This window comes from Mycobacterium kubicae, assembly GCF_015689175.1.
GTDB lineage: Bacteria > Actinomycetota > Actinomycetes > Mycobacteriales > Mycobacteriaceae > Mycobacterium > Mycobacterium kubicae.
The window spans coordinates 3,879,272-3,900,903 of the sequence record NZ_CP065047.1 but is presented as its reverse complement, the minus strand read 5'-3'; the positions used below and the strand labels follow the sequence as shown (position 1 = coordinate 3,900,903).

The following is a 21,632-nucleotide window of genomic DNA, read 5'->3' as shown; positions in this document are numbered from 1 at the left end:
AACGAGAACCCTCCGTGCCCGAAGGGCATACGCTGCATCGGCTGGCCAGGCTGCACCAGCGCCGGTACGCCGGCAAACCTGTCGCCGTGTCCAGTCCGCAGGGCAGGTTTGACGCCGACGTGGTCAACGGCAGCGTCCTGAAACGCACCAGCGCCTGGGGCAAGCATCTGTTCCATCACTACGCCGGCGGTCCGATCGTGCATGTGCATCTGGGGCTCTACGGCGCCTTCACCGAATGGGAACACGTTGCGGGCCAACCCCTTCCAGAACCGGTCGGACAGGTCCGGATGCGCATGGTCGGCGCCGGATACGGCACCGACTTGCGCGGCCCGACGGTGTGTGAAGTGCTCGACGAAAGCCAGGTCGACGCCGTGCTGGCCCGGCTGGGCCCTGATCCGCTGCGCGCCGATGCCGACCCGGCCTGGCCTTGGACGCGAATCAGGAAGTCGCGCAGACCCATTGGTGCCCTCCTGATGGACCAGACGGTCATCGCCGGCGTCGGCAACGTCTACCGCAACGAGTTGCTGTTCCGCCACCGCATCGACCCGTACCGCGCCGGTCAACACATCTCCGAAGCGGAGTTCGACGCCGCATGGACCGATCTGGTGGCGCTGATGAAAGTCGGCTTGCGTCGCGGCAAGATCATCGTCGTCGCTCCCGAACACGACCACGGCGCTCCGTCGTACGCGCCGGGACGGCCCCGCACCTACGTATACCGCCGGGCTGGGGAGGCGTGCCGGATCTGCGGCGAAACCATCCGCACCAACGTGCTGGACGGCCGCAACGTGTTCTGGTGCCCGGTCTGCCAACGTTGACACCCGTTTTCTCCGGCGGTCCCAGCGTTCTGACAGCACATTGGCAGGAACACTTGCTCCGTCTTCAGTTTGAGCTCAGGCTCGCCCGGTACATCTAAGACCTATGAAAATTTCATCGCGTTTGGCTGCATCGACTTTCGCCATGATCGTCGGACTGGGACTGGCAGGCCTGGGGGTCGCGACTGAGGCGCAGGCCCAGCCGGGACCTTTCCCGCAGTGGTGCCCCGGTGACTTCTGGGACCCGGGCTGGGGCGACAACTGGGACTGGAACGGGTGCCACGACAACTGGCGCGGCGGAGGACCCAACCCGCATCCCGAATTCGGCCGCGGCCCAGGCGGACCGGGCGGACCGGGATGGGGGCCGGGCGGGCCCGGCGGACCTGGCGGCCCCGGGGGACCGGGTGGCCCCGGCTGGCATGACGACCACCGCTGATCCATAGGGGGAACGACTCTCGCCCTGCCGCGGGTCGGCGGGGCGAGAGCGTCAGCGTGAAACGTCGACGCCGAGGGCCGCGTAGACCTCGTTGCTGAGCGCGACACTGCGCGGGTCGGCGTTGGCCTTGCTGGCGTCGAATCGGTTCATCACGTAGCCGTAGCCGATCCGGTGCTCGAGGTCGACGAACCCGAACGAGCCGCCGAGCCCGCCGTGGCCGAAGATGCGCCGGTTGGGGCCGTTGGTGCCGCGCTGGTTGAGCATGTAGCCCAGCCCCCAACCGTGGTCGGCAACTCGCGGCCCGAGCACCAGGTCGGTGTCGAAGCCGCCCTGCGAGACGCGGACCAGGTCCATGTGCTCGGGGCTGAGCAACTTCTCCTGAGCCAAGGCGTTGTAGAACGTCGCCAGACCCAGCGCCGACACCTGCCCGTTGGTCCCGGGGAACTCCAGCTCCCGCCACAACTGCAGGTCGTGTGAGCCGAGTTCGTCGTCGGGGGCGAATCCCATCGAAATGGACAGCGCCGCCTTGGGGTGTTCGTCGATGCGGGTGGGGTAGCCGGGAGCTTGGACCTCGGCCAGCAGGTCACGGGCATGCGGCTTGTTCACCCGCTCCGCACAGCGGCGTTGTTCGGACCGGGACAGCCCGATGTGGACGTCGGCGCCGATCGGTTCGGCGATCTCGGTGCGCAGATACTGGCCGACGGTGCGGCCGGTGACGCGGCGGAACACCTCGCCGAGGATGAAGCCGAAGGTGGTCATGTGGTAGCCCTGGGCGGTACCCGGCTTCCACCACGGTTCGGCGATCGCCAGTTGGTCGCAGACGTAGTCCCAGTCGGCGACCTGCTGCCAGGTCATCCGCTTGTTCGGCCCGATGACACCCGAGCGGTGGCTCATCACCATGCCGATGGTGATGTCCTGCTTGCCGGCCTGGCCGAATTCGGGCCAATACCGCGACACCGGGGCATTCAGATCTAGCTCACCGCGGTCGACCAACTGATGCACGCAGGTGGCGGTCAGGCCCTTGGTGCCGGAGAGGACGGTGGTCAGCGTGTTTTCCCGCCATGACCGGGTGCCGGCCGCGTCAGCGGATCCACCCCACAGATTGACGACGAGATCGCCGTCGACCCATACCGCGACAGCCGCGCCGACCTCGTTGCGCAGCGCAAAATTGCGCTCGAACGCGTCGCGGACTCTGGCGAAGCGCGAAGCGCATGAGCCGTGTATTTCGACGTCGCTCATGGCGCCTTTCCTGGGGAGCAATCGTGAGCTCGAGCGGGCGACGGGAATCGAACCCGCGTAGCTAGTTTGGAAGACTAGGGCTCTACCATTGAGCTACGCCCGCCTGTGTTCGTCGAGCGAGACTGTACGTGGTGGCGCAGATCAAATCTAATCGACGCAACCCCGTGACCGCTCCGTGAGGTCCTAGGTCGGTGCGACGCTGGCGGCACCGGGCCGTAGGATCGCGAGGTCAGCGCGGGGTGTAGCGCAGCTTGGTAGCGCATCCGCTTTGGGAGCGGAAGGCCGCAGGTTCAAATCCTGTCACCCCGACCAGCCCGACCAAATCAGCGCCGGACACCGCAACGATCACATCGAGGAGCACACCCGTGAAGAGCACCGTCAAACAGTTGAGCCCGACCCGGGTGCGCATCAACGTGGAGGTGCCCTTCACCGAGCTCGAACCCGACTTCCAGCGCGCGTACAAGGAGCTGGCCAAGCAGGTGCGGCTGCCCGGCTTCCGGCCCGGCAAGGCGCCGGCGCGGCTGCTCGAGGCGCGATTCGGCCGGGAAGCGTTGCTGGACCAGGTCATCGAGGAAGCGTTGCCCAGCCGGTACGGACAGGCGGTGACGGAGTCCGACGTGCAGCCGATCGGCCGGCCGAACATCCAGGTGACAAAGAAGGAACTCGGCCAGGATCTGGAGTTCTTTGCCGAGGTCGACGTGCGGCCGAAATTGGAGCTGCCCGATCTGGACGGACTGGCGGTCTCGGTCGATCCCATCGAGGTGACCGACGAAGACGTCGACGCCGAGTTGCAGTCCCTACGGGCCCGGTTTGGCACCCTGACCGGAGTCGACCGGCCGGTGCAGACCGGTGACTTCATCTCCATCGACCTGTCGGCGACGGTCGACGGTGAGGACGTGCCGGCGGCTTCGGCCGAGGGGCTGTCCCACGAGGTCGGCTCCGGCCGGCTCATCGCAGGCCTGGACGACGCGGTGGTGGGACTGTCCGTCGACGAGTCCAAGGTGTTCACCGCCAAGCTGGCAACCGGCGAGCATGCCGGTCGCGAGGCCGAGGTCACCGTCACCGTCAGGTCCATCAAGGAGCGGGAGCTTCCCGAGCCCGACGACGAGTTCGCCCAGCTGGCCAGTGAATTCGACACCATCGAGGAGCTGCGGGAAAACCTGCGCGACCAGGTGCGCAACGCCAAGCGCACCCAGCAGGCCGAGCAGATCCGCAACGCCACCCTCGACGCCCTCGTCGAGCGGGTCGATGTGCCGTTGCCCGAAGCCATCGTCCGGTCCCAGATCGACGAGACGCTGCACACCGCGATGCGTGGGCTCGACCACGACGAAGCCAAGTTCGCCGAAGTGTTGGCTCAGCAGGGCTCCTCTCGTGCGGAGTTCGACGCCGAGGCGCGCAGCGCCGCGGAGAACAATGTCAAACGTCAGCTGCTGCTGGATGCCATCGCCGACGAGCTCGACCTCGAGGTGAGCCAAGAAGACCTGACCGAGCGGCTGGTGCTGACCTCCCGGCAGTACGGCATCGAGCCGCAGCAGCTGTTCGCCTATCTGCAGGAGAACAACCAGCTCGCCGCGATGTTCGCCGACGTGCGTCGTGGGCTGGCCGTGGCTGCGGTGGTGCGCAAGGCCACCGTCACCGACACCGATGGCAACCCGATCGACGTCAGCGAGTTCTTCGGCGACCGTTCGGCCGAGTCCGACGAGCTCGCCGACTCGCTCGATGACGCCGACGAGGTCGACGAGGTCGACGAGGTCGACGAGGATTCGGACGACGCCGACGACGAATTGGACGCGGCGGACGAGGCGGCCGAACCCCAGGCGGAAGAGGCCGACGACGCCAAGTCGTGACGCTGTGAGCGAACGCGCCCTTTTCCGGGGTGCGGGAGCGGGAAACGCCGGGCTCGGTTGGTTAGGGTCGGGCATAGAAGAACTCGAGAAAGCAGGTAACCCAGTCGTGACTGACATGCGTTCGAACTCGTTGGGCCTCAACCTCACGGACTCGGTCTATGAGCGCTTGCTGGCCGAGCGCATCATCTTCCTGGGTTCCGAGGTGAACGACGAGGTCGCCAATCGGCTGTGCGCACAGATCCTGTTGCTCGCGGCAGAAGACGCGGACAAGGACATCTCGCTGTACATCAACTCACCGGGCGGCTCGATCAGCGCCGGGATGGCGATCTACGACACCATGGTGCTGGCGCCCTGCGACGTCGCCACCTACGCAATGGGCATGGCCGCGTCGATGGGTGAGTTCCTGTTGGCAGCCGGTACCAAGGGCAAGCGCTACGCCTTGCCGCACGCCCGCATCCTGATGCACCAGCCGCTGGGCGGCGTGACCGGCAGCGCGGCCGACATCGCCATCCAGGCCGAGCAGTTCGCCGTCATCAAGAAGGAAATGTTCCGGCTCAACGCCGAATTCACCGGCCAGCCGATCGAACGCATCGAGGCCGATTCCGACCGCGACCGGTGGTTCACCTCCCAGGAAGCCCTGGAATACGGCTTCGTCGACCACATCATCACCCGCGCCGCACACATCAGCAATGGAGAAGCCCAGTGAACCCCGAAATGCAGCCTCAGGCGCGCTACATCCTGCCGTCGTTCATCGAGCACTCCAGCTTCGGCGTCAAAGAGTCCAACCCGTACAACAAGCTGTTCGAGGAACGCATCATCTTCCTCGGTGTCCAGGTCGACGACGCGTCGGCGAACGACATCATGGCGCAGCTGCTGGTGCTGGAGTCGCTGGATCCCGACCGCGACATCACCATGTACATCAACTCACCGGGCGGCGGCTTCACCTCGCTGATGGCCATCTACGACACCATGCAATACGTGCGCGCCGACATTCAGACGGTGTGCCTGGGCCAGGCTGCCTCGGCGGCCGCGGTGCTGCTGGCCGCCGGCACCCCCGGCAAGCGCATGGCGCTGCCCAACGCGCGGGTGCTCATCCACCAGCCGTCGCTGTCCGGGGTCATCCAGGGCCAGTTCTCCGACCTGGAGATCCAGGCCGCCGAAATCGAGCGGATGCGCACGCTGATGGAGACCACCCTGGCTCGCCACACCAACAAGGAGCCCTCGGTCATCCGCAAGGACACCGACCGCGACAAGATCCTGACCGCCGAAGAGGCCAAGGACTACGGGATCATCGACACCGTCCTCGAGTACCGGAAGCTGTCCGCCCAGACCGTCTGACGGGTTTGGTGACGGGTGTCGCCCGCTCGTCGCCGAGCCTGCAATCCTGCAGGCGTCTACTCGCTTGGGTTCAGGGGGTAATTGCAACACTTCGTAGTAAGGAGTGTTCGGTGACGCGCCAATGGCAGGGGTTATCGGCTCGGCGTCGGTTCTGGGAGTTGATCGCTGCGGGATGGTCTTCAGAGGATGCCGGTGTTGCTGTCGGCGTGTCTGGAAGCTGCGGCTGGAGATGGTTTTGCAGATTTGGTGGCGTGAATCCACAACTGCAAGCGCCACAGGGGCGCAAGCGTCCGCGGCTGTCGCCTGAGGAGCGCGAACAGATCATGATCGGCACCTCACGAGGTGAGTCGATTCGCTTGATCGCTCATCGATTGAAGCGGGCGCCGTCAACGGTCATGCGCGAGATTGACCGAAACGGCGCTGCTCGCGGTCTGACCGGTCGCTATCGGGCTAAGTATCGGTTCGGGGCCCGCCAGTGCGGGTGGGATGCCACGTCGGGGTATTCGGCGCGGATCGCTCAACGCCGGAGCGAGGAACGGGCGCGCCGCCCGAAGGCCGGCAAGCTGACCCGCTGCCCGCAGTTGGCCGGCAAGGTGCAGGCATTGTTGACTAAGAAATACAGCCCGGAGCAGATCGCCGGCGAGCTAGCCAAGACCTATCCCGACAGCCCGGAGATGCACGTGTCCCACGAGACCATCTACCGAGCGCTTTACGTGCAAGGACGCGGTGAGTTACGCCGCGATCTGGTCACCTGCCTGCGCACCGGGCGCGCGCTGCGTCGACCCCGTAAGAGAGCTCGCGCAGGAGATGGTCGCAGCCGCATTCCGGGCATGGTCAACATCAGCGAGCGCCCCGCCGAGGCCGCCGACCGCGCCGTACCTGGGCATTGGGAGGGAGACCTCATCATCGGCAAGAACCAGGCCTCTCAGATAGGCACCCTAGTCGAGCGCTCCACTGGATTCGTGCAGCTGCTGCACCTACCCGCTAGCCGCCAGGCCGATGTGGTCGCCGAGGCCATGATCGCCAAAATCCAAGTCCTGCCACGAGATCTGTGGAAGACCCTAACCTGGGATCAAGGCCACGAAATGGCCGCTCACGGCCGTATCAGCCTTGCCGCTGACCTCGACATCTACTTCTGCGACCCACATTCACCCTGGCAACGCGGCAGCAACGAAAACACCAACGGCCTCTTGCGCCAATACTTTCCGAAGGGCACCGACTTATCAATCCACTCAGCTGCCTACCTCGACGAGGTTGCTGCCGAACTCAACAACCGGCCACGAAAGCGATTCGACTGGGACAGCCCCGCCAAGATGCTCGATCGGCTACTGTCGAGCGCGTCAACAGCCACTGTTGCAAGCAAACCTTGAATCCGCCTCGAACTTGTCCGGCGAATCTTCAGGCTCGCCGCACGAGGGTAAGAGCTGCGTCGCCAACTCCGCGATGGCGGCGGGACCGACGCGACAGCAGCCGCCGACGATGCGTGCCCCCGCGGCGACCCACTGCGCCGCGAGCCCGGCGGAGAACCGCGACGGCCCCACCCAGGCGCGTCGGCGCACGTCCCAACGCTCACCACTGTTGGGGTAGACGATCACCGGCTTGCCGACGGCGCTCGCCGCAGCGATCGCCGGTAGTACGTCGTCGGGTGCGCAGCAGTTGACCCCGACCGCGACGATCTCGGGCACCTCGGCGGCCACCGCGAAGGCCTCGGCAAGCGGCTGGCCGGCCCGGGTCCGGGTTCCGCTGATCGTGTAGCTCAGCCACGCCGGCACGCCGAGCTCGCGCACGACGGTCACCAGCGCGTGGGCTTCGTCGACGTCGGGGATCGTCTCCAAGGCCAGCACATCGGCGCCGGCGCCGGCCAAGACCTCCATGCGCGGCCGGTGCCATTCGGTCAACGCGGAGATCGAAAGTCCGTAGCGGCCGCGGTATTCGGACCCATCGGCGAGCGCGGCCCCGTAAGGCCCCACCGACGCCGCGACCCACAGCCCGTCCCGGCCCGCCGCGTCGCGAGCGTCGCCGGCCAACCGCACACTGCGGTGCAGCAGCGCAACAGCATCGTCACGGTCGACGCCGCGTGCTGCCAACCCGTCGAAGGAGGCTTGGTAGCTGGCGGTAGTCGCCACGCTGGCTCCGGCGCGAAAGTAGGCCGCATGCACGGCGGCGATCTCCTGTGGCGCGTCGAGCAACAACCGCGCCGACCACAACGGGTCGGACAGGTCGTTTCCACGTGCCTCCAGTTCGGTGGCCAGGCCGCCGTCGCTGATCAGCAGCGAATCCAGCATTACCGCCATTTGGCCACTGTATGGTGATTGCTGGGGGACAGACGGACGTCAATGACGTTACGACCGCGACACGCCAGAGACACGGATTGCGCGTCTCGACGAGGGACGGGCGCCGTCGGGATATGTTCATCAGCACGAGCGGCATGAATACCAAACACGCTATTCGGCGCTAACGGTCGCGGTGGGCCAGAGCAAGCGGGTAGCGTCGGGGATTACACGCGGCACATCAGACTAACGGCGAAATAGGAAGTAGGCCCGAAAGGATCATGGCGCGCATCGGAGACGGCGGTGACCTGCTGAAGTGCTCGTTTTGTGGCAAGAGTCAAAAGCAAGTCAAAAAGCTCATCGCAGGTCCCGGGGTCTACATCTGTGATGAATGCATCGACCTCTGCAACGAGATCATCGAAGAGGAACTTGCCGACGCCGACGACGTGAAGCTCGACGAGCTGCCCAAGCCGGTCGAGATTCGCGAATTCCTCGAGGGTTACGTCATCGGTCAAGACACCGCCAAGCGCACCCTCGCGGTCGCTGTCTACAACCACTACAAGCGAATCCAGGCCGGCGAGAAGGGCCGCGACTCGCGCTCGGAGCCGGTCGAGCTGACCAAGTCCAACATCCTGATGCTCGGGCCCACCGGCTGCGGTAAGACCTACCTGGCCCAGACGCTGGCCAAGATGCTCAACGTGCCGTTCGCGATCGCCGACGCCACCGCGCTGACCGAGGCCGGCTACGTCGGCGAGGACGTCGAGAACATTCTGCTCAAGCTGATCCAGGCCGCCGACTACGACGTCAAGCGGGCCGAGACCGGCATCATCTACATCGACGAGGTCGACAAGATCGCGCGTAAGAGCGAGAACCCGTCGATCACCCGCGACGTGTCCGGCGAGGGCGTACAGCAGGCCTTGCTGAAAATCCTGGAGGGCACCCAAGCGTCGGTTCCGCCGCAGGGTGGCCGCAAGCACCCGCACCAGGAATTCATCCAGATCGACACCACCAACGTGTTGTTCATCGTCGCCGGTGCCTTCGCCGGGCTCGAGAAGATCATCTACGAGCGAGTGGGCAAGCGGGGCTTGGGCTTCGGCGCCGAGGTGCGCTCGAAGGCCGAGATCGACACCACCGACCACTTCGCCGAAGTGATGCCCGAAGACCTGATCAAGTTCGGCTTGATCCCGGAGTTCATCGGCCGCCTGCCCGTGGTCGCATCGGTCACCAACCTGGACAAGGAATCGTTGGTCAAGATCTTGTCCGAGCCGAAGAACGCTCTGGTCAAGCAATACGTGCGCCTGTTCGAGATGGACGGCGTCGAATTGGAATTCACCGACGACGCGCTGGAAGCCATCGCCGACCAGGCGATCCACCGCGGCACCGGTGCCCGAGGCTTGCGGGCGATCATGGAAGAGGTCTTGCTGCCGGTGATGTACGACATCCCGAGCCGCGACGACGTCGCCAAGGTCGTGGTGACCAAGGAGACCGTGGAGGACAACGTCCTGCCCACCATCGTGCCGCGCAAGCCGTCGCGCTCCGAACGGCGCGACAAGACCGCCTAGCGGCACTGACCGCGCCCACTTGGGGGCCGGGGAGCGCGCCAAATTAGAACGTGTTCTAGCAGGCGCCGCGCGACCGTGGGTGTGTCTAACGACTCCATGATCAAATGAAGTGACCAAGATTACAGTTTGTTGATGTTCTGCCCTCCGGCAGGGCGCTGACGTGGCCTTTCGCCGGCTAGCCGTGCCAGCGGGGGCGCCCAGAGGCGGCGAGGTAATCCTTAAAGTAATGCCATAATTGATACCGGCAGTGACACAAATCGTGAGCTTCTGGGGAAGTCACTCCGACGGCGCGTAACCTAAAAGACGCACGGAGTGCCTGTCCGGTTATCAGTGGAGGGCGGAGACGTGGATCCGAACGGCAACGGAGCCGGGGCAGAGTCTCAGAACGGAGCTGCCGGGTCCGCTCGTCAGCGTCTGGAAAATGTGGTCATCCGTTTCGCGGGGGACTCCGGCGACGGCATGCAGCTCACCGGTGACCGATTCACCTCCGAGGCCGCACTCTTTGGTAACGACCTGGCGACTCAGCCGAATTATCCCGCCGAAATCCGGGCGCCCGCAGGCACCTTGCCCGGTGTCTCGTCCTTCCAGATTCAGATCGCCGACTACGACATCCTGACCGCCGGGGACCGGCCCGACGTCCTGGTCGCCATGAACCCGGCGGCACTGAAGGCCAATATCGGAGATCTGCCGCGGGGCGGAATGGTCATCGCGAACTCCGACGAATTCACCAAACGGAACCTGACCAAAGTCGGCTACGTCACCAACCCACTCGATTCGGAGGAGCTGGACGAGTACGTCGTCCACGCCGTCCCGATGACCGCCCTGACGTTGGGCGCGGTGGAATCCATTGGCGCGTCGAAGAAAGACGGTCAGCGCGCCAAGAACATGTTCGCCCTGGGGCTGCTGTCGTGGATGTACGGGCGTCCCATCGAGGCCAGCGAGAAGTTCATCCGGGAAAAGTTTGCCCGCAAACCCGACGTCGCCGAGGCCAACGTCCTGGCGCTCAAGGCAGGATGGAACTACGGCGAGACCACCGAAGCCTTCGGGACCACCTACGAGGTTTCCAAGGCGTCGCTGCCGGCCGGTGAGTACCGGCAGATCTCGGGCAACACCGCCCTTGCCTACGGCATTGTCGCCGCCGGCCAGCTGGCCGGCATCCCTGTCGTGCTGGGCAGTTACCCGATCACACCGGCGTCGGACATCCTGCATGAGCTGTCCAAGCACAAGAACTTCAACGTCCTCACCTTCCAGGCCGAGGACGAGATCGGCGGCATCTGCGCGGCGTTGGGTGCGTCTTACGGTGGGGCACTTGGTGTCACCAGCACCTCCGGCCCGGGCTTGTCGCTGAAGGCCGAAGCGTTGGGCCTCGGCGTCATGACGGAATTGCCGCTGCTGGTCATCGACGTCCAACGAGGCGGTCCCTCAACGGGATTACCGACCAAAACCGAGCAGGCCGACCTGCTGCAAGCGCTGTATGGCCGCAACGGGGAGTCGCCGGTCGCGGTGCTCGCGCCGCGCTCGCCCTCGGACTGCTTCACGACGGCCATCGAGGCGGTACGCATCGCCGTCTCCTACCACACCCCGGTGGTGCTGTTGTCCGACGGCGCCATCGCCAACGGCTCCGAGCCGTGGCGCATCCCCGACATCAGCACCCTGGAACCGATCAAGCACACGTTCGCCAAACCCGACGAACCTTTCCAGCCCTACGCACGTGACCCCGAAACGCTGGCCCGCCAGTTCGCCGTTCCGGGCACGCCGGGCCTCGAGCACCGCATCGGTGGGCTGGAAGCGGCCAACGGCTCCGGCGCCATCTCCTATGAGCCCGTCAACCACGACCTCATGGTTCGGTTGCGGCAGGCCAAGATCGACGGCATCAAGGTTCCCGACCTCGAGGTCGACGACCCGACCGCCGACGCCGAGTTGCTGATCATCGGATGGGGAAGCTCCTATGGGCCCATCGGTGAAGCCTGCCGGCGTGCGCGGCGCAAGGGCATTAAGGTTGCCCACGCCCACCTGCGCCACCTGAGCCCCTTCCCGGCGAACCTGGGCGACGTGCTGCGGCGCTACCCGCAAGTGGTGGCACCGGAAATGAACCTCGGCCAGCTGGCGCTGTTGCTGCGGGGCAAGTACCTGGTCAACGTGCAATCGGTGACCAAAGTGCAGGGACTGGCGTTCCTGGCCGACGAAATCGGCCGGGTGATTCGGGCCGCGCTGGGCGGGACACTGGCCGAAGTCGAGCAGGACAAAACGATGGTCGCCCGGATGTCGGCGGCCACGGTTGGAGCGGGAGCTGACGCATGACGAGCCTCATCGGCAACCTACCGGGCACAGACCTGGGATTGACCGCGAACTTGACCAAAAACGGTCTGGTGCCCACCACCGATCAGCCCCAGAAGGGCAAGGATTACACCAGCGATCAGGAAGTGCGTTGGTGCCCGGGTTGCGGTGACTACGTCATTTTGAACACCATCCGAAACTTCTTGCCGGAGCTCGGACTTCGACGCGAGAACATCGTGTTCGTCAGCGGCATCGGGTGCTCGAGCCGGTTCCCCTACTATCTCGAGACCTACGGCTTCCACTCGATTCACGGTCGCGCACCGGCAATCGCGACGGGCCTGGCGCTGGCCCGCGAAGACTTGTCGGTATGGGTGGTCACCGGTGACGGTGACGCCTTGTCCATCGGCGGCAACCACCTGATCCACGCGATGCGCCGCAACGTCAACATCACCGTCCTGCTGTTCAACAACCGGATCTACGGGCTCACCAAGGGTCAGTACTCACCCACCTCCGAGGTCGGCAAGGTCACCAAGTCGACGCCGATGGGATCGCTGGACCACCCGTTCAACCCGGTTTCGCTGGCCCTGGGCGCCGAGGCCACCTTCGTCGGCCGCGCTCTGGACTCCGACCGCGCCGGGCTGACCGAGGTGCTGCGCGCGGCGGCCGAGCACCGCGGCGCCGCGCTCGTCGAAATCCTGCAGGACTGCCCGATCTTCAACGACGGCTCATTCGACGCGCTGCGCAAAGAGGGCGCCGAAGAGCGGGTGATCAAAGTCCGTCATGGTGAGCCGATTGTGTTCGGCGCCAACGACGAATTCTGCGTGGTGAAGTCGGGATTCGGCCTGGACGTCGCCAAGACCGCCGACGTGGCCGCCGAGGAGATCGTCGTGCACGACGCCTACGCCGACGACACGGCCTACGCTTTCGCGTTGTCGCGGCTCTCGGATCAGAATTTGGAGCACACCGTGCTGGGTATCTTCCGGCACGTCAACCGGCCCACTTACGACGACGCTGCGCGTTCTCAGGTCGCCGCGGCCCAGGAGGCCAAGCCGTCGGACGCGGGCGCGTTGCAGTCGCTGCTGCGCGGTCGTGACACCTGGACAGTCGAGTAAGGGATGGCTGAACTCGTGCCCGACGCAGTTTCACTGGCCGGGGTTGTGTTGGCGGGCGGGGAATCCCGGCGCATGCGACGCGACAAGGCCACCCTGCCCGCGCCTGGCGGCACCACCACGATGGTCGAGCATGTGGTCGGTGTCGTCGGGCAGCGCTGCGAACCCGTTTTCGTGGTAGCCGCCCCCGGGCAACCGTTGCCCGCGCTGCAGGTCTCTGTGCTGCGCGACGAGTTGCGCGGGCTGGGCCCGTTGCCAGCCACCGGCCGTGGACTGCGCGCGGCCGCCGCTGCCGGCGCCCGGTTCGCATTCGTCTGCGCTGTCGACATGCCTTATCTGACAAGCGAATTGATCGATGAGCTGGCTGCCCTGGCGGCCAGGACCAACGCGGAAGTGGTGTTGCCGTGGGACGGCCGCAGCCACTACTTGGCGGGGGTGTATCGGGTCGACCTCGCGGAGCGAGTCGCGGCGTTGGTCAGCGCCGGGGAACGCTCCATGCGTGCCCTGATCGAAGCGTCGGACGTACAGCAGATCGTGGTATCCGATTCTCGTCCACTGGCCAACATCAACTCCCCGGACGACTTCCGAACCCCGGTACAGCCCGGCCGCTAGCCCACGTCGCTCTGCGGCAAATTGCGTCGGCGCACATGCCGGGCCTCGCTGCATTTCTCTGATCGTCACTCAGCGCACCGGCCGTATTGGACATACCATTACAATCCGTTATTCATTGGTGCAGCAGCCGAATTCGGCTCGCCTCACGGTGCAGCGATCCAAATGTGCCGTCCCGCGAATCGGCCCCGCACTTTGCCGTTGCCGCCCACCGGATTTCGACCCTAGCGAACCTCTAGCGAACGGTTGACCGGCGAAATCGAGGGTGAGCGCCCATTGTCCGGTGCCCCCTTGCAGCGACGGACCAGCAGACCGGCCCGGTGCTGTCGGAACTCCCAACCCAACTTCCCTGTCCCACTTACTGTCTCAGCGTCCTTCACTGGCCGGGATGGTGTGATCGACGCCGCTCGAATGCGCCGCTATGAAGTGGATCACCGCTGTGCCGGCGCCGATGGCTACCCGGTCCCGCCGGACTCACACGCAGCAATCTGGTGTGCCAGCTCACAATATCGCCGTGATTCGGCTCACGATTAACTTCGGATGGGCACCTTCGGAGGTCGACCGCAAATTCACAGCTGACCTGCAGCAACCATTGTGGGGCGGGGTCGTGATCCGCCCGTGATCGAACCGATATCGGTGAGCCGGTGAAGATGACGGATCCAAATCGTTATCGTACGGTCCCTTTTAGCCCCAGGGGCTGGCAAGAAATAACCGAAAAAGGAATCCACGGACCCGCGTGCGAGCGGAGTGGGACGGCCGATCGATTAGCCGCCCCGCAGGCAGTGGCCACCGGCCGCGCCAGGCAGATGAAGCCCTCCGCTGTCGTGCCGAACCGAGACGGCACGTCCTGAAACAGCACCTTCCACAAGCAGATGCACTCCTACCCACTCCGGTGGGTAGCTTCGGCGCGCGCGCACCGCGAAAGGAACAAAGTTTGAAGAACGTCCGTAAGACGCTTGTTGTCGCCGCGATCACAGGGACGCTCGTGACTCTGCCGTCGGGTATCGCCAGCGCGGATCCAGCCGATCCCAACGCTGCGCCCGACACCGTGGGCTTTGACCCGAACATGGCGCCGGCGCCAGATGCGCCGCCCGCCGACGCTCCGGAACTGGTCGCGTTCGACCCGAACATGCCGCCGCCGCCGGCAGCGGATGCGCCCGAGGACGTGCCCCCGGCTCCCGCGCCGGCACCGGCCGGATTCGACCCCGACCAGCCGCCGCCGCCCGAGGTGCCTCCGGCGCCGAAGCCGGTCAAGGCGTACAGCGTCAACTGGGACGCCATCGCCCAGTGCGAGTCGGGTGGTAACTGGGGCATCAGCACCGGTAACGGCTACGCCGGTGGCTTGCAGTTCACCTCGAGCACCTGGCGTGCCAACGGTGGCTCCGGCTCGGCGGCCGGTGCCAGCCGGGAGGAGCAGATCCGGGTGGCCGAGAACGTGCTGCACTCGCAGGGCATCGGCGCGTGGCCGGTCTGCGGCCGACGCGGCTGATAGTCAGCCACTTACGACAAGTGCCGGGCCTTCGGGCCCGGCACTTCGTCGTTGAGCGGGCCTGTCCGGTCCCGGCGGCATCCCACAACCGTGGGGTAGCGTCGCGCGGGTGACCGCAACGCCGCGCGAATTCGATGTTGTCTTGTATGGCGCGACCGGCTTTGTCGGGAAGCTCACCGCCGACTACCTGGCCAGGACGGCTGCAGACGCGCGAATCGCGCTAGCCGGCCGGTCCAGTGAGCGCCTGCTCGCCGTGCGTAAGACGTTGCCCGGGTCGGCTCAGTCCTGGCCGGTGGTGGAGGCCGACGCCGCTGCCCCAGCCACGCTGCACGAGATGGCCGCCCGGACCAAGGTCGTCGTCACGACGGTTGGGCCCTACACCCGCTACGGCCTGCCCCTAGTGGAAGCGTGCGCCGCCGCCGGCACCGACTATGCCGATTTGACCGGCGAGCCGCCATTCGTCCGCGACAGCATCGACCAATTCCACAAGCAGGCCGCCGACACTGGAGCCCGGATCGTGCACAGTTGCGGATTCGATTCCGTCCCGTCGGACCTGAGCGTGTACGCGTTGTATCAAGCGGCCCGACGCGACGGCACCGGCGAGCTGACCGACACCAACTTCGTCGTGCGTTCCATGGCCGGCGGGCTCTCCGGCGGCACTCTCGCCTCCCTGCTCGAAGTGCTCGACACCGCCTCCCGTGACCCCGAGGCGCGACGTCAGCTCGCCGATCCCTACACGTTGAGCACCGACCGGGCCGCCGAACCCGACCTCGGCGCCCAGCCGGATCTGCCGTGGCGTCGCGGCGGTCAGCTCGCGCCCGAGCTGACCGGTGTATGGACGGCAGGCTTCGGTATGGCGCCGACGAACACTCGCATCGTGCGGCGTAGCAACGCATTGCTGGACTGGGCTTACGGCCGAGAATTCCGCTACAGCGAACACATGAGTTTGGGTTCCTCGCCCGTGGCCCCGGTCGCTTCAGCGGTCTTCAACGGGGTGAGCAACGCCATGTTGGCGCTAGGCAGCCGCTACTTCCGGCTGCTACCGCGGGGTCTGGTCGACCGCGTCATGCCGAAGCCGGGCAGCGGGCCGAGCGAGGCGACCCGGGAGCGCGGCTATTACAAGATCGAGACCTACACCACCACGACCACCGGCGCCCGCTACGTGACCCGCATGGCGCAGCGCGGTGACCCCGGCTACAAGGCGACCGCGGTGCTGCTGGGGGAATGCGCCCTGGCCCTGGCGTTCGACGGCGACAAGCTGTCCGAGCTGCGCGGTGTGCTGACGCCGGCGGCGGCAATGGGTGACGCATTACTGCAGCGGTTGCCCGCTGCGGGGGTATCCCTGCAGACCGAGCGGCTCAACTGAGCCGACGGTCGCACCGATCACCGAGAGGACAGCGCATGGCAGACACGCTCACCGAAGGACAGCAGCTTTCGCGGGGGGAATCTCTGGTCTCCAGCAACGGAGCCTTCTTCCTCACCCTGCAGGACGACGGCAACCTGGTGTTGTCCGCTCGGGGCGAACCCCGCTGGGCCAGCGCCACCAACGGTCAAGACGTCGTTCGCGCCGAAGTGCAGCGGGACGGCAACTTCGTCCTCTACACCCCGGACAAACCGGTCTGGCACAGCGACACCAAGGGCAAGAAGAACGTCAGGCTCGTCCTACAAGACGACGGCAACCTCGTGCTTTACGCCGCAGACGGCACCGCCGCGTGGGCATCGCACACCGAGGGTGAAGTACCGCCGCCACCGGCTGCCGAGGCCCCGCCCGCCGAGGCGCCGCCCGCCGAGGTGACCACCGCCACCGAGGAACCCGTCGCGGAAGCCGCGCCAGAACCGGCGTCCGGGCCGGTCGGCGGTGCCGACGAGCAGATGCCTCCCGCGCCGGAGCCGGCACCCGAAGCCGCCCCCGCGCAGACCTACACCGTCGAATCCGGCGACACCCTGTGGGCCATCGCCGAACGCTTCTACGGCGACGGCAGCAAATACCAGGCCATCGCCGACGCCAGTGGCATCCCCAACCCTGACCTGATCTACCCCGGCCAAGTCCTCACCATTCCGTGATCACCCCGACCGCGCGGCGCTGACCTGCGCGTTTAGGCGATGTCACGCGGTCACCGGTCAATTCCTAGAATTGACCGGTGACCGCAACCCCCCAACCCGCCGATGACCAGCTGCCCAAGTCGTGGGATCCGGCTGCGATGGAGGACGCGATCTACCAGAAGTGGCTGGACGCCGGCTACTTCACCGCGGACCCGAACAGCGCCAAGCCGGGCTACTGCATCGTGCTGCCGCCGCCGAATGTCACCGGCAGCCTGCACATGGGGCACGCGCTGGAGCACACCATGATGGACGCCTTGACCCGCCGCAAGCGCATGCAGGGCTACGAGGTGCTGTGGCAGCCGGGCATGGACCACGCCGGTATTGCCACCCAAAGCGTGGTCGAGAAGCAGCTTGCGGTGGACGGCAAGACCAAAGAAGACTTCGGCCGCGACCTGTTCGTCGACAAAGTCTGGGACTGGAAGCGGGAGTCCGGCGGTGCGATCGGTGGCCAGATGCGCCGGCTCGGCGACGGCGTGGACTGGAGCCGCGACCGGTTCACCATGGACGAAGGCCTGTCCCGGGCGGTGCGGACAATCTTCAAAAGGCTTTATGACGCCGGACTGATCTATCGGGCCGAACGGCTGGTCAACTGGTCGCCGGTGCTGGAGACGGCGATCTCCGACCTCGAGGTCAACTACCTCGACATCGAGGGCGAGCTGGTGTCCTTCCGGTACGGCTCCCTGGACGACGCCGAGCCGCACATCGTGGTGGCCACGACACGCGTCGAGACGATGCTCGGCGACACCGCTATCGCGGTGCATCCCGACGACGAGCGCTACCGCCATCTGGTCGGCACCACGTTGCCGCATCCGTTCGTGGACCGGGAACTGATCATCGTCGCCGACAAACACGTCGATCCCGAATTCGGCACCGGCGCGGTGAAAGTCACTCCGGCCCACGATCCGAACGACTTCGAGATCGGCATGCGCCACCAGCTGCCGATGCCCTCGATCTTGGACACCAAGGGGCGCATCACCGACACCGGAACGCAATTCGACGGCATGGACCGTTTCGAGGCCCGGGTCGCGGTGCGCGAGGCACTGGCGGCGCAAGGCCGCGTCGTGGCGGAGAAGCGTCCCTACCTACACAGTGTGGGGCACTCCGAACGCAGCGGCGAGCCGATCGAGCCGCGGCTCTCCCTGCAGTGGTGGGTGCGGGTGGAGTCGCTGGCCAAGGCCGCCGGCGATGCGGTCCGCAACGGAGACACCGTCATTCACCCCGCCAGCCTGGAGCCACGCTGGTTCGGCTGGGTCGACGACATGCACGACTGGTGCATCTCCCGACAACTGTGGTGGGGGCACCGCATTCCCATCTGGTACGGGCCCGATGGCGAGCAGGTCTGTGTCGGCCCGGACGAGACCCCACCGCCGGGGTGGGAGCAGGATCCCGACGTGTTGGATACCTGGTTTTCCTCTGCGCTGTGGCCGTTTTCCACGTTGGGTTGGCCGGAGAAGACCACGGCGCTGGAAAAGTTCTACCCGACAAGCGTTTTGGTCACCGGCTACGACATCCTGTTCTTCTGGGTCGCGCGGATGATGATGTTCGGCACCTTCGTCGGCAACGACGACGCGATCACCCTCGACGGCCGCCGCGGTCCGCAGGTGCCGTTCACCGACGTGTTCCTGCACGGGCTCATCCGCGATGAATCCGGGCGCAAGATGAGTAAGTCCAAGGGCAACGTCGTGGATCCCCTGGACTGGATGGACAAGTTCGGCGCCGATGCACTGCGCTTCACCTTGGCCCGCGGCGCCAGCCCCGGCGGTGACCTCGCCGTCGGTGAGGACCACGTCCGGGCGTCCCGCAACTTCGGCACCAAGCTGTTCAACGCCACGCGGTACGCGCTGATGAACGGTGCTCGCCTGGCGCCGTTGCCGCCGTTGACCGAACTGACCGACGCCGATCGCTGGATCCTGGGCCGGCTGGAAGAGGTTCGCGCCGAAGTCGATTCGGCGTTCGACGGATACGAGTTCAGCCGAGCCTGCGAAGCGCTCTATCACTTCGCCTGGGACGAATTCTGCGACTGGTACGTGGAATTGGCCAAAACACAACTCACCAACGGGCTCACCCACACCACCGCCGTGCTCGCTGCCGGCCTGGACACGCTGTTGCGGCTGCTGCACCCGGTCATCCCGTTCCTGACCGAGGCGCTGTGGCAGGCGCTGACCGGGCAAGAATCACTGGTCGTCGCCGAGTGGCCGCAATCATCTGGCATCGAGTTGGATCAGGTTGCCGCACAACGCATCGCCGACATGCAGAAGCTGGTCACCGAAATTCGTCGCTTCCGCAGCGATCAAGGCCTGGCCGACCGGCAGAAGGTGCCCGCACGGCTGGCCGGTATCGACGACGCCGATCTGCACACCGAGGTGCCCGCGGTCACATCGCTGGCGTGGCTCACCGCCGCCGGTGCGGACTTCCGGCCCTCGGTGTCATTGGAAGTCCGGCTCAGCCGGGCGACGGTCGTCGTCGAACTGGACACCTCGGGCACCATCGATGTGGCCGCCGAACGCCGCCGCCTCGAAAAGGATCTGGCCGCCGCGCAAAAGGAGATGGCGTCCACGGCCGCCAAACTGGCCAACGCCGACTTCCTGGCCAAGGCCCCCGAGACCGTGGTCAACAAGATCCGCGACCGGCAACGACTCGCGCAGGAGGAAAACGAGCGGATCACCGCCAGACTGGCGGCGCTGCAATGAGTTTCGAGCAATCCGATTGGTCCGATGACCCACCGGCGGTCGAGGTGACGCCTACGCCCGACGAGATCGCCTCGTTGCTGCAGGTGGAACACCTGCTGGACCAGCGCTGGCCCGAGACCAAGATCGAGCCGAGCCTGACGCGGATCAGCGCGCTGATGGACCTGCTCGGGTCTCCGCAGCTCAACTACCCCTCGATCCACATCGCCGGGACCAACGGCAAGACCTCCGTCGCGCGGATGGTCGACGCGCTGATCACGACGTTCCACCAGCGCACCGGCCGCACCACCAGCCCGCACCTGCAGTCGGCGGTGGAACGCATCTCGATCGACGGGAAACCGATCAGCCCGGGCCAATACGTCGCGACCTACCGTGAAATCGAGCCGTTCGTCCACATGGTCGACGAGCAGTCGCAGGCCGCCGGCGGGCCCGCCATGAGCAAGTTCGAGGTGCTGACCGCGATGGCGTTCGCCGCCTTCGCCGACGCGCCCGTCGACGTCGCCATCGTCGAGGTCGGCATGGGCGGGCGCTGGGACGCCACCAACGTGATCAACGCGCCGGTGGCCGTCATCACCCCGGTCAGCGTCGACCATGTCGAATATCTCGGCGACGACATCGCCGGCATCGCCGGTGAGAAAGCGGGCATCATCCACCAGGCCGCCGAAGGTGCACCCGACACCGTCACGGTCATCGCCCGCCAGGTGCCCGAGGCCATGGAAGTGCTGTTGGCTCAAGCGGTACGCGCCGATGCCGCGGTCGCCCGCGAAGATTCCGAATTCGCCGTCCTGGGGCGCCAAGTCGCCATCGGCGGCCAGGTGCTGCAGCTGCAGGGCCTGGGCGGGGTCTACTCAGACATCTACCTGCCGCTGCACGGGGAACACCAGGCGCACAACGCGGTCGTCGCGCTCGCGGCCGTCGAAGCCTTCTTCGGCGCCGGCGCCCAGCGGCAACTCGACGTCGAAGCGGTGCGTGCCGGATTCGCCGCCGTCGCCAGTCCGGGCCGGCTGGAACGTATGCGCAGCGCTCCCACGGTGTTCATCGACGCCGCCCACAACCCTGCCGGAGCGGCCGCCTTGGCGCAGTCGCTGACCGACGAATTCGATTTCCGCTACTTGGTCGGGATCATCAGCGTGCTGGCCGACAAGGACGTGGACGGCATCCTGGCGGCGCTCGAGCCGGTGTTCGACTCAGTCGTCGTCACCCACAACGGGTCACCGCGAGCGCTGGACGTCCAGTCGCTGGCGCTGGTGGCCCAAGAACGGTTCGGGCCGGACCGGGTGATCACCACGGAGAATCTGCGCGACGCGATAGACGCCGCTACCGCGCTGGTCGACGACGCCGCGGCCGCCGAAGGGGAGGCCTTGTCGGGTACCGGGATAGTCGTCACCGGCTCCGTCGTCACCGCCGGCGCCGCTCGCAGCCTGTTCGGCAGGGATCCGCAATGACCGACGATCCGCACCCACAGCCCGCGCCCGGGGATCAGGCCGCGGCGCCCGACCCGTGGAAGAGTTTCGGCGCCGTCATGGCCGCCACCTTGATCCTGGAAGCGATCGTGGTGCTGCTGGCCATACCGGTGGTAGGGGCGGTGGGCGGCGGCCTGAGCGGGCCATCGCTGGGGTATCTGATCGGCCTGGCCGTGCTGCTGATCCTGCTGGCGGGCGTGCAGCGCAAGCCGTGGGCGATCTGGGTGAATCTGGGTGCGCAACTGCTGCTGTTGGCCGGTTTTGCGGTCTACCCGGGGGTGGGGTTCATCGGCGTCTTGTTCACGGCGTTATGGGCGCTCATCGCCTACTTCCGCGCCGAGGTACGGCGGCGCCAAGACCGCGGCGTGCCGCCCGGCGCCTGACGACCGAT

At 66.2% G+C, this 21,632-nt stretch carries 18 protein-coding genes and 2 tRNA genes; 17 read left to right on the top strand and 3 right to left on the bottom strand.

Features of this window, described 5'->3' with window-relative positions:
* Positions 1 to 14 precede the first annotated feature (14 nt).
* Positions 15 to 815, top strand: a complete 801-nt coding sequence (locus tag I2456_RS18305) for an Fpg/Nei family DNA glycosylase (RefSeq protein WP_085074733.1) — start codon at positions 15 to 17, stop codon at positions 813 to 815.
* A 142-nt stretch (positions 816 to 957) separates the two neighbouring features.
* A complete protein-coding gene (locus I2456_RS18300; RefSeq protein WP_241007755.1) occupies positions 958 to 1,248 on the top strand; it encodes an Mtp family mycobacterial-type pilin in 291 nt (96 codons plus the stop codon).
* Between the two features lie 51 nt (positions 1,249 to 1,299).
* Here the strand turns inward: I2456_RS18300 and I2456_RS18295 are convergent, their stop codons facing one another.
* Both I2456_RS18295 and I2456_RS18290 read right to left on the bottom strand, forming a co-directional pair.
* The gene (locus tag I2456_RS18295) at positions 1,300 to 2,487 is read right to left on the bottom strand and encodes a serine hydrolase domain-containing protein (RefSeq protein ID WP_085074732.1); all 1,188 of its coding nucleotides are present in this window, start codon (positions 2,485 to 2,487) and stop codon (positions 1,300 to 1,302) included.
* 32 nt (positions 2,488 to 2,519) lie between these two features.
* Positions 2,520 to 2,590: transfer RNA gene (locus I2456_RS18290), tRNA-Gly, on the bottom strand.
* A 132-nt stretch (positions 2,591 to 2,722) separates the two neighbouring features.
* Between I2456_RS18290 and I2456_RS18285 the strand changes: the two genes are divergently transcribed.
* The 5 genes from I2456_RS18285 (at position 2,723) to I2456_RS18265 (ending at position 7,042) form a co-directional block, all read left to right on the top strand.
* Positions 2,723 to 2,799 (top strand) — tRNA-Pro (locus I2456_RS18285).
* Positions 2,800 to 2,852: 53 nt separating this feature from the next.
* On the top strand, positions 2,853 to 4,334 hold the full coding sequence (gene tig / locus I2456_RS18280) for a trigger factor (protein ID WP_085074731.1): 1,482 nt from the start codon (positions 2,853 to 2,855) through the stop codon (positions 4,332 to 4,334).
* A 115-nt stretch (positions 4,335 to 4,449) separates the two neighbouring features.
* Complete coding sequence (gene clpP1, locus I2456_RS18275; RefSeq protein WP_068032499.1) at positions 4,450 to 5,040, top strand: ATP-dependent CLP protease proteolytic subunit ClpP1; 591 nt, start codon at positions 4,450 to 4,452, stop codon at positions 5,038 to 5,040.
* Positions 5,041 to 5,048: 8 nt separating this feature from the next.
* On the top strand, positions 5,049 to 5,672 hold the full coding sequence (gene clpP2 / locus I2456_RS18270) for an ATP-dependent CLP protease proteolytic subunit ClpP2 (protein ID WP_116645653.1): 624 nt from the start codon (positions 5,049 to 5,051) through the stop codon (positions 5,670 to 5,672).
* 110 nt (positions 5,673 to 5,782) lie between these two features.
* Positions 5,783 to 7,042, top strand: coding sequence for an IS30 family transposase (locus tag I2456_RS18265; protein WP_163703785.1), 1,260 nt, complete (start codon positions 5,783 to 5,785; stop codon positions 7,040 to 7,042).
* Here the strand turns inward: I2456_RS18265 and mmuM are convergent.
* Positions 7,013 to 7,966 (bottom strand): homocysteine S-methyltransferase, encoded by a 954-nt coding sequence (gene mmuM, locus I2456_RS18260; protein ID WP_085073389.1) that lies wholly within the window; start codon positions 7,964 to 7,966, stop codon positions 7,013 to 7,015. The genes I2456_RS18265 and mmuM overlap by 30 nt on opposite strands.
* A gap of 257 nt (positions 7,967 to 8,223) precedes the next feature.
* Between mmuM and clpX the strand changes: the two genes are divergently transcribed.
* The 10 genes from clpX (at position 8,224) to I2456_RS18210 (ending at position 21,624) form a co-directional block, all read left to right on the top strand.
* Entirely contained in the window at positions 8,224 to 9,504 is a 1,281-nt protein-coding gene (clpX, locus tag I2456_RS18255; protein WP_067417265.1) for an ATP-dependent Clp protease ATP-binding subunit ClpX, read from the top strand.
* A 345-nt stretch (positions 9,505 to 9,849) separates the two neighbouring features.
* Positions 9,850 to 11,805, top strand: coding sequence for a 2-oxoacid:acceptor oxidoreductase subunit alpha (locus I2456_RS18250; protein WP_139823072.1), 1,956 nt, complete (start codon positions 9,850 to 9,852; stop codon positions 11,803 to 11,805).
* On the top strand, positions 11,802 to 12,893 hold the full coding sequence (locus I2456_RS18245) for a 2-oxoacid:ferredoxin oxidoreductase subunit beta (RefSeq protein WP_068033566.1): 1,092 nt from the start codon (positions 11,802 to 11,804) through the stop codon (positions 12,891 to 12,893). The genes I2456_RS18250 and I2456_RS18245 overlap by 4 nt, the downstream gene beginning before the upstream one ends.
* A gap of 3 nt (positions 12,894 to 12,896) precedes the next feature.
* On the top strand, positions 12,897 to 13,502 hold the full coding sequence (gene mobA / locus I2456_RS18240; RefSeq protein WP_085073387.1) for a molybdenum cofactor guanylyltransferase: 606 nt from the start codon (positions 12,897 to 12,899) through the stop codon (positions 13,500 to 13,502).
* A 931-nt stretch (positions 13,503 to 14,433) separates the two neighbouring features.
* On the top strand, positions 14,434 to 14,988 hold the full coding sequence (locus tag I2456_RS18235) for a transglycosylase family protein (RefSeq protein ID WP_068033560.1): 555 nt from the start codon (positions 14,434 to 14,436) through the stop codon (positions 14,986 to 14,988).
* A 109-nt stretch (positions 14,989 to 15,097) separates the two neighbouring features.
* A complete protein-coding gene (locus I2456_RS18230; RefSeq protein ID WP_085073385.1) occupies positions 15,098 to 16,354 on the top strand; it encodes a saccharopine dehydrogenase family protein in 1,257 nt (418 codons plus the stop codon).
* 35 nt (positions 16,355 to 16,389) lie between these two features.
* On the top strand, positions 16,390 to 17,052 hold the full coding sequence (locus tag I2456_RS18225; protein WP_085073384.1) for a LysM peptidoglycan-binding domain-containing protein: 663 nt from the start codon (positions 16,390 to 16,392) through the stop codon (positions 17,050 to 17,052).
* 77 nt (positions 17,053 to 17,129) lie between these two features.
* Positions 17,130 to 19,781: a valine--tRNA ligase gene (locus I2456_RS18220; RefSeq protein WP_085073383.1), complete on the top strand. Its 2,652-nt coding sequence runs from the start codon at positions 17,130 to 17,132 to the stop codon at positions 19,779 to 19,781.
* Positions 19,778 to 21,223, top strand: coding sequence for a bifunctional tetrahydrofolate synthase/dihydrofolate synthase (gene folC / locus I2456_RS18215; RefSeq protein ID WP_085073382.1), 1,446 nt, complete (start codon positions 19,778 to 19,780; stop codon positions 21,221 to 21,223). Before I2456_RS18220 ends, folC begins: the two co-directional genes overlap by 4 nt.
* The gene (locus I2456_RS18210; RefSeq protein WP_085073381.1) at positions 21,220 to 21,624 is read left to right on the top strand and encodes a DUF4233 domain-containing protein; all 405 of its coding nucleotides are present in this window, start codon (positions 21,220 to 21,222) and stop codon (positions 21,622 to 21,624) included. Before folC ends, I2456_RS18210 begins: the two co-directional genes overlap by 4 nt.
* The last annotated feature ends 8 nt before the right edge of the window (positions 21,625 to 21,632 follow it).

Excerpts from the sequence above, each read along its gene's own strand:
- I2456_RS18210 (WP_085073381.1), top strand. The coding sequence starts at position 21,220 with ATGACCGACGATCCGCACCCACAGCCCGCGCCCGGGGATCAGGCCGCG.
- clpX (WP_067417265.1), top strand. The coding sequence starts at position 8,224 with ATGGCGCGCATCGGAGACGGCGGTGACCTGCTGAAGTGCTCGTTTTGT.
- I2456_RS18300 (WP_241007755.1), top strand. The coding sequence starts at position 958 with ATGATCGTCGGACTGGGACTGGCAGGCCTGGGGGTCGCGACTGAGGCG.
- clpP2 (WP_116645653.1), top strand. The coding sequence starts at position 5,049 with ATGCAGCCTCAGGCGCGCTACATCCTGCCGTCGTTCATCGAGCACTCC.
- I2456_RS18245 (WP_068033566.1), top strand. The coding sequence starts at position 11,802 with ATGACGAGCCTCATCGGCAACCTACCGGGCACAGACCTGGGATTGACC.
- mmuM (WP_085073389.1), bottom strand. The coding sequence starts at position 7,966 with ATGGCGGTAATGCTGGATTCGCTGCTGATCAGCGACGGCGGCCTGGCC.
- clpP1 (WP_068032499.1), top strand. The coding sequence starts at position 4,450 with ATGCGTTCGAACTCGTTGGGCCTCAACCTCACGGACTCGGTCTATGAG.
- I2456_RS18295 (WP_085074732.1), bottom strand. The coding sequence starts at position 2,487 with ATGAGCGACGTCGAAATACACGGCTCATGCGCTTCGCGCTTCGCCAGA.
- folC (WP_085073382.1), top strand. The coding sequence starts at position 19,778 with ATGAGTTTCGAGCAATCCGATTGGTCCGATGACCCACCGGCGGTCGAG.
- I2456_RS18225 (WP_085073384.1), top strand. The coding sequence starts at position 16,390 with ATGGCAGACACGCTCACCGAAGGACAGCAGCTTTCGCGGGGGGAATCT.
- mobA (WP_085073387.1), top strand. The coding sequence starts at position 12,897 with ATGGCTGAACTCGTGCCCGACGCAGTTTCACTGGCCGGGGTTGTGTTG.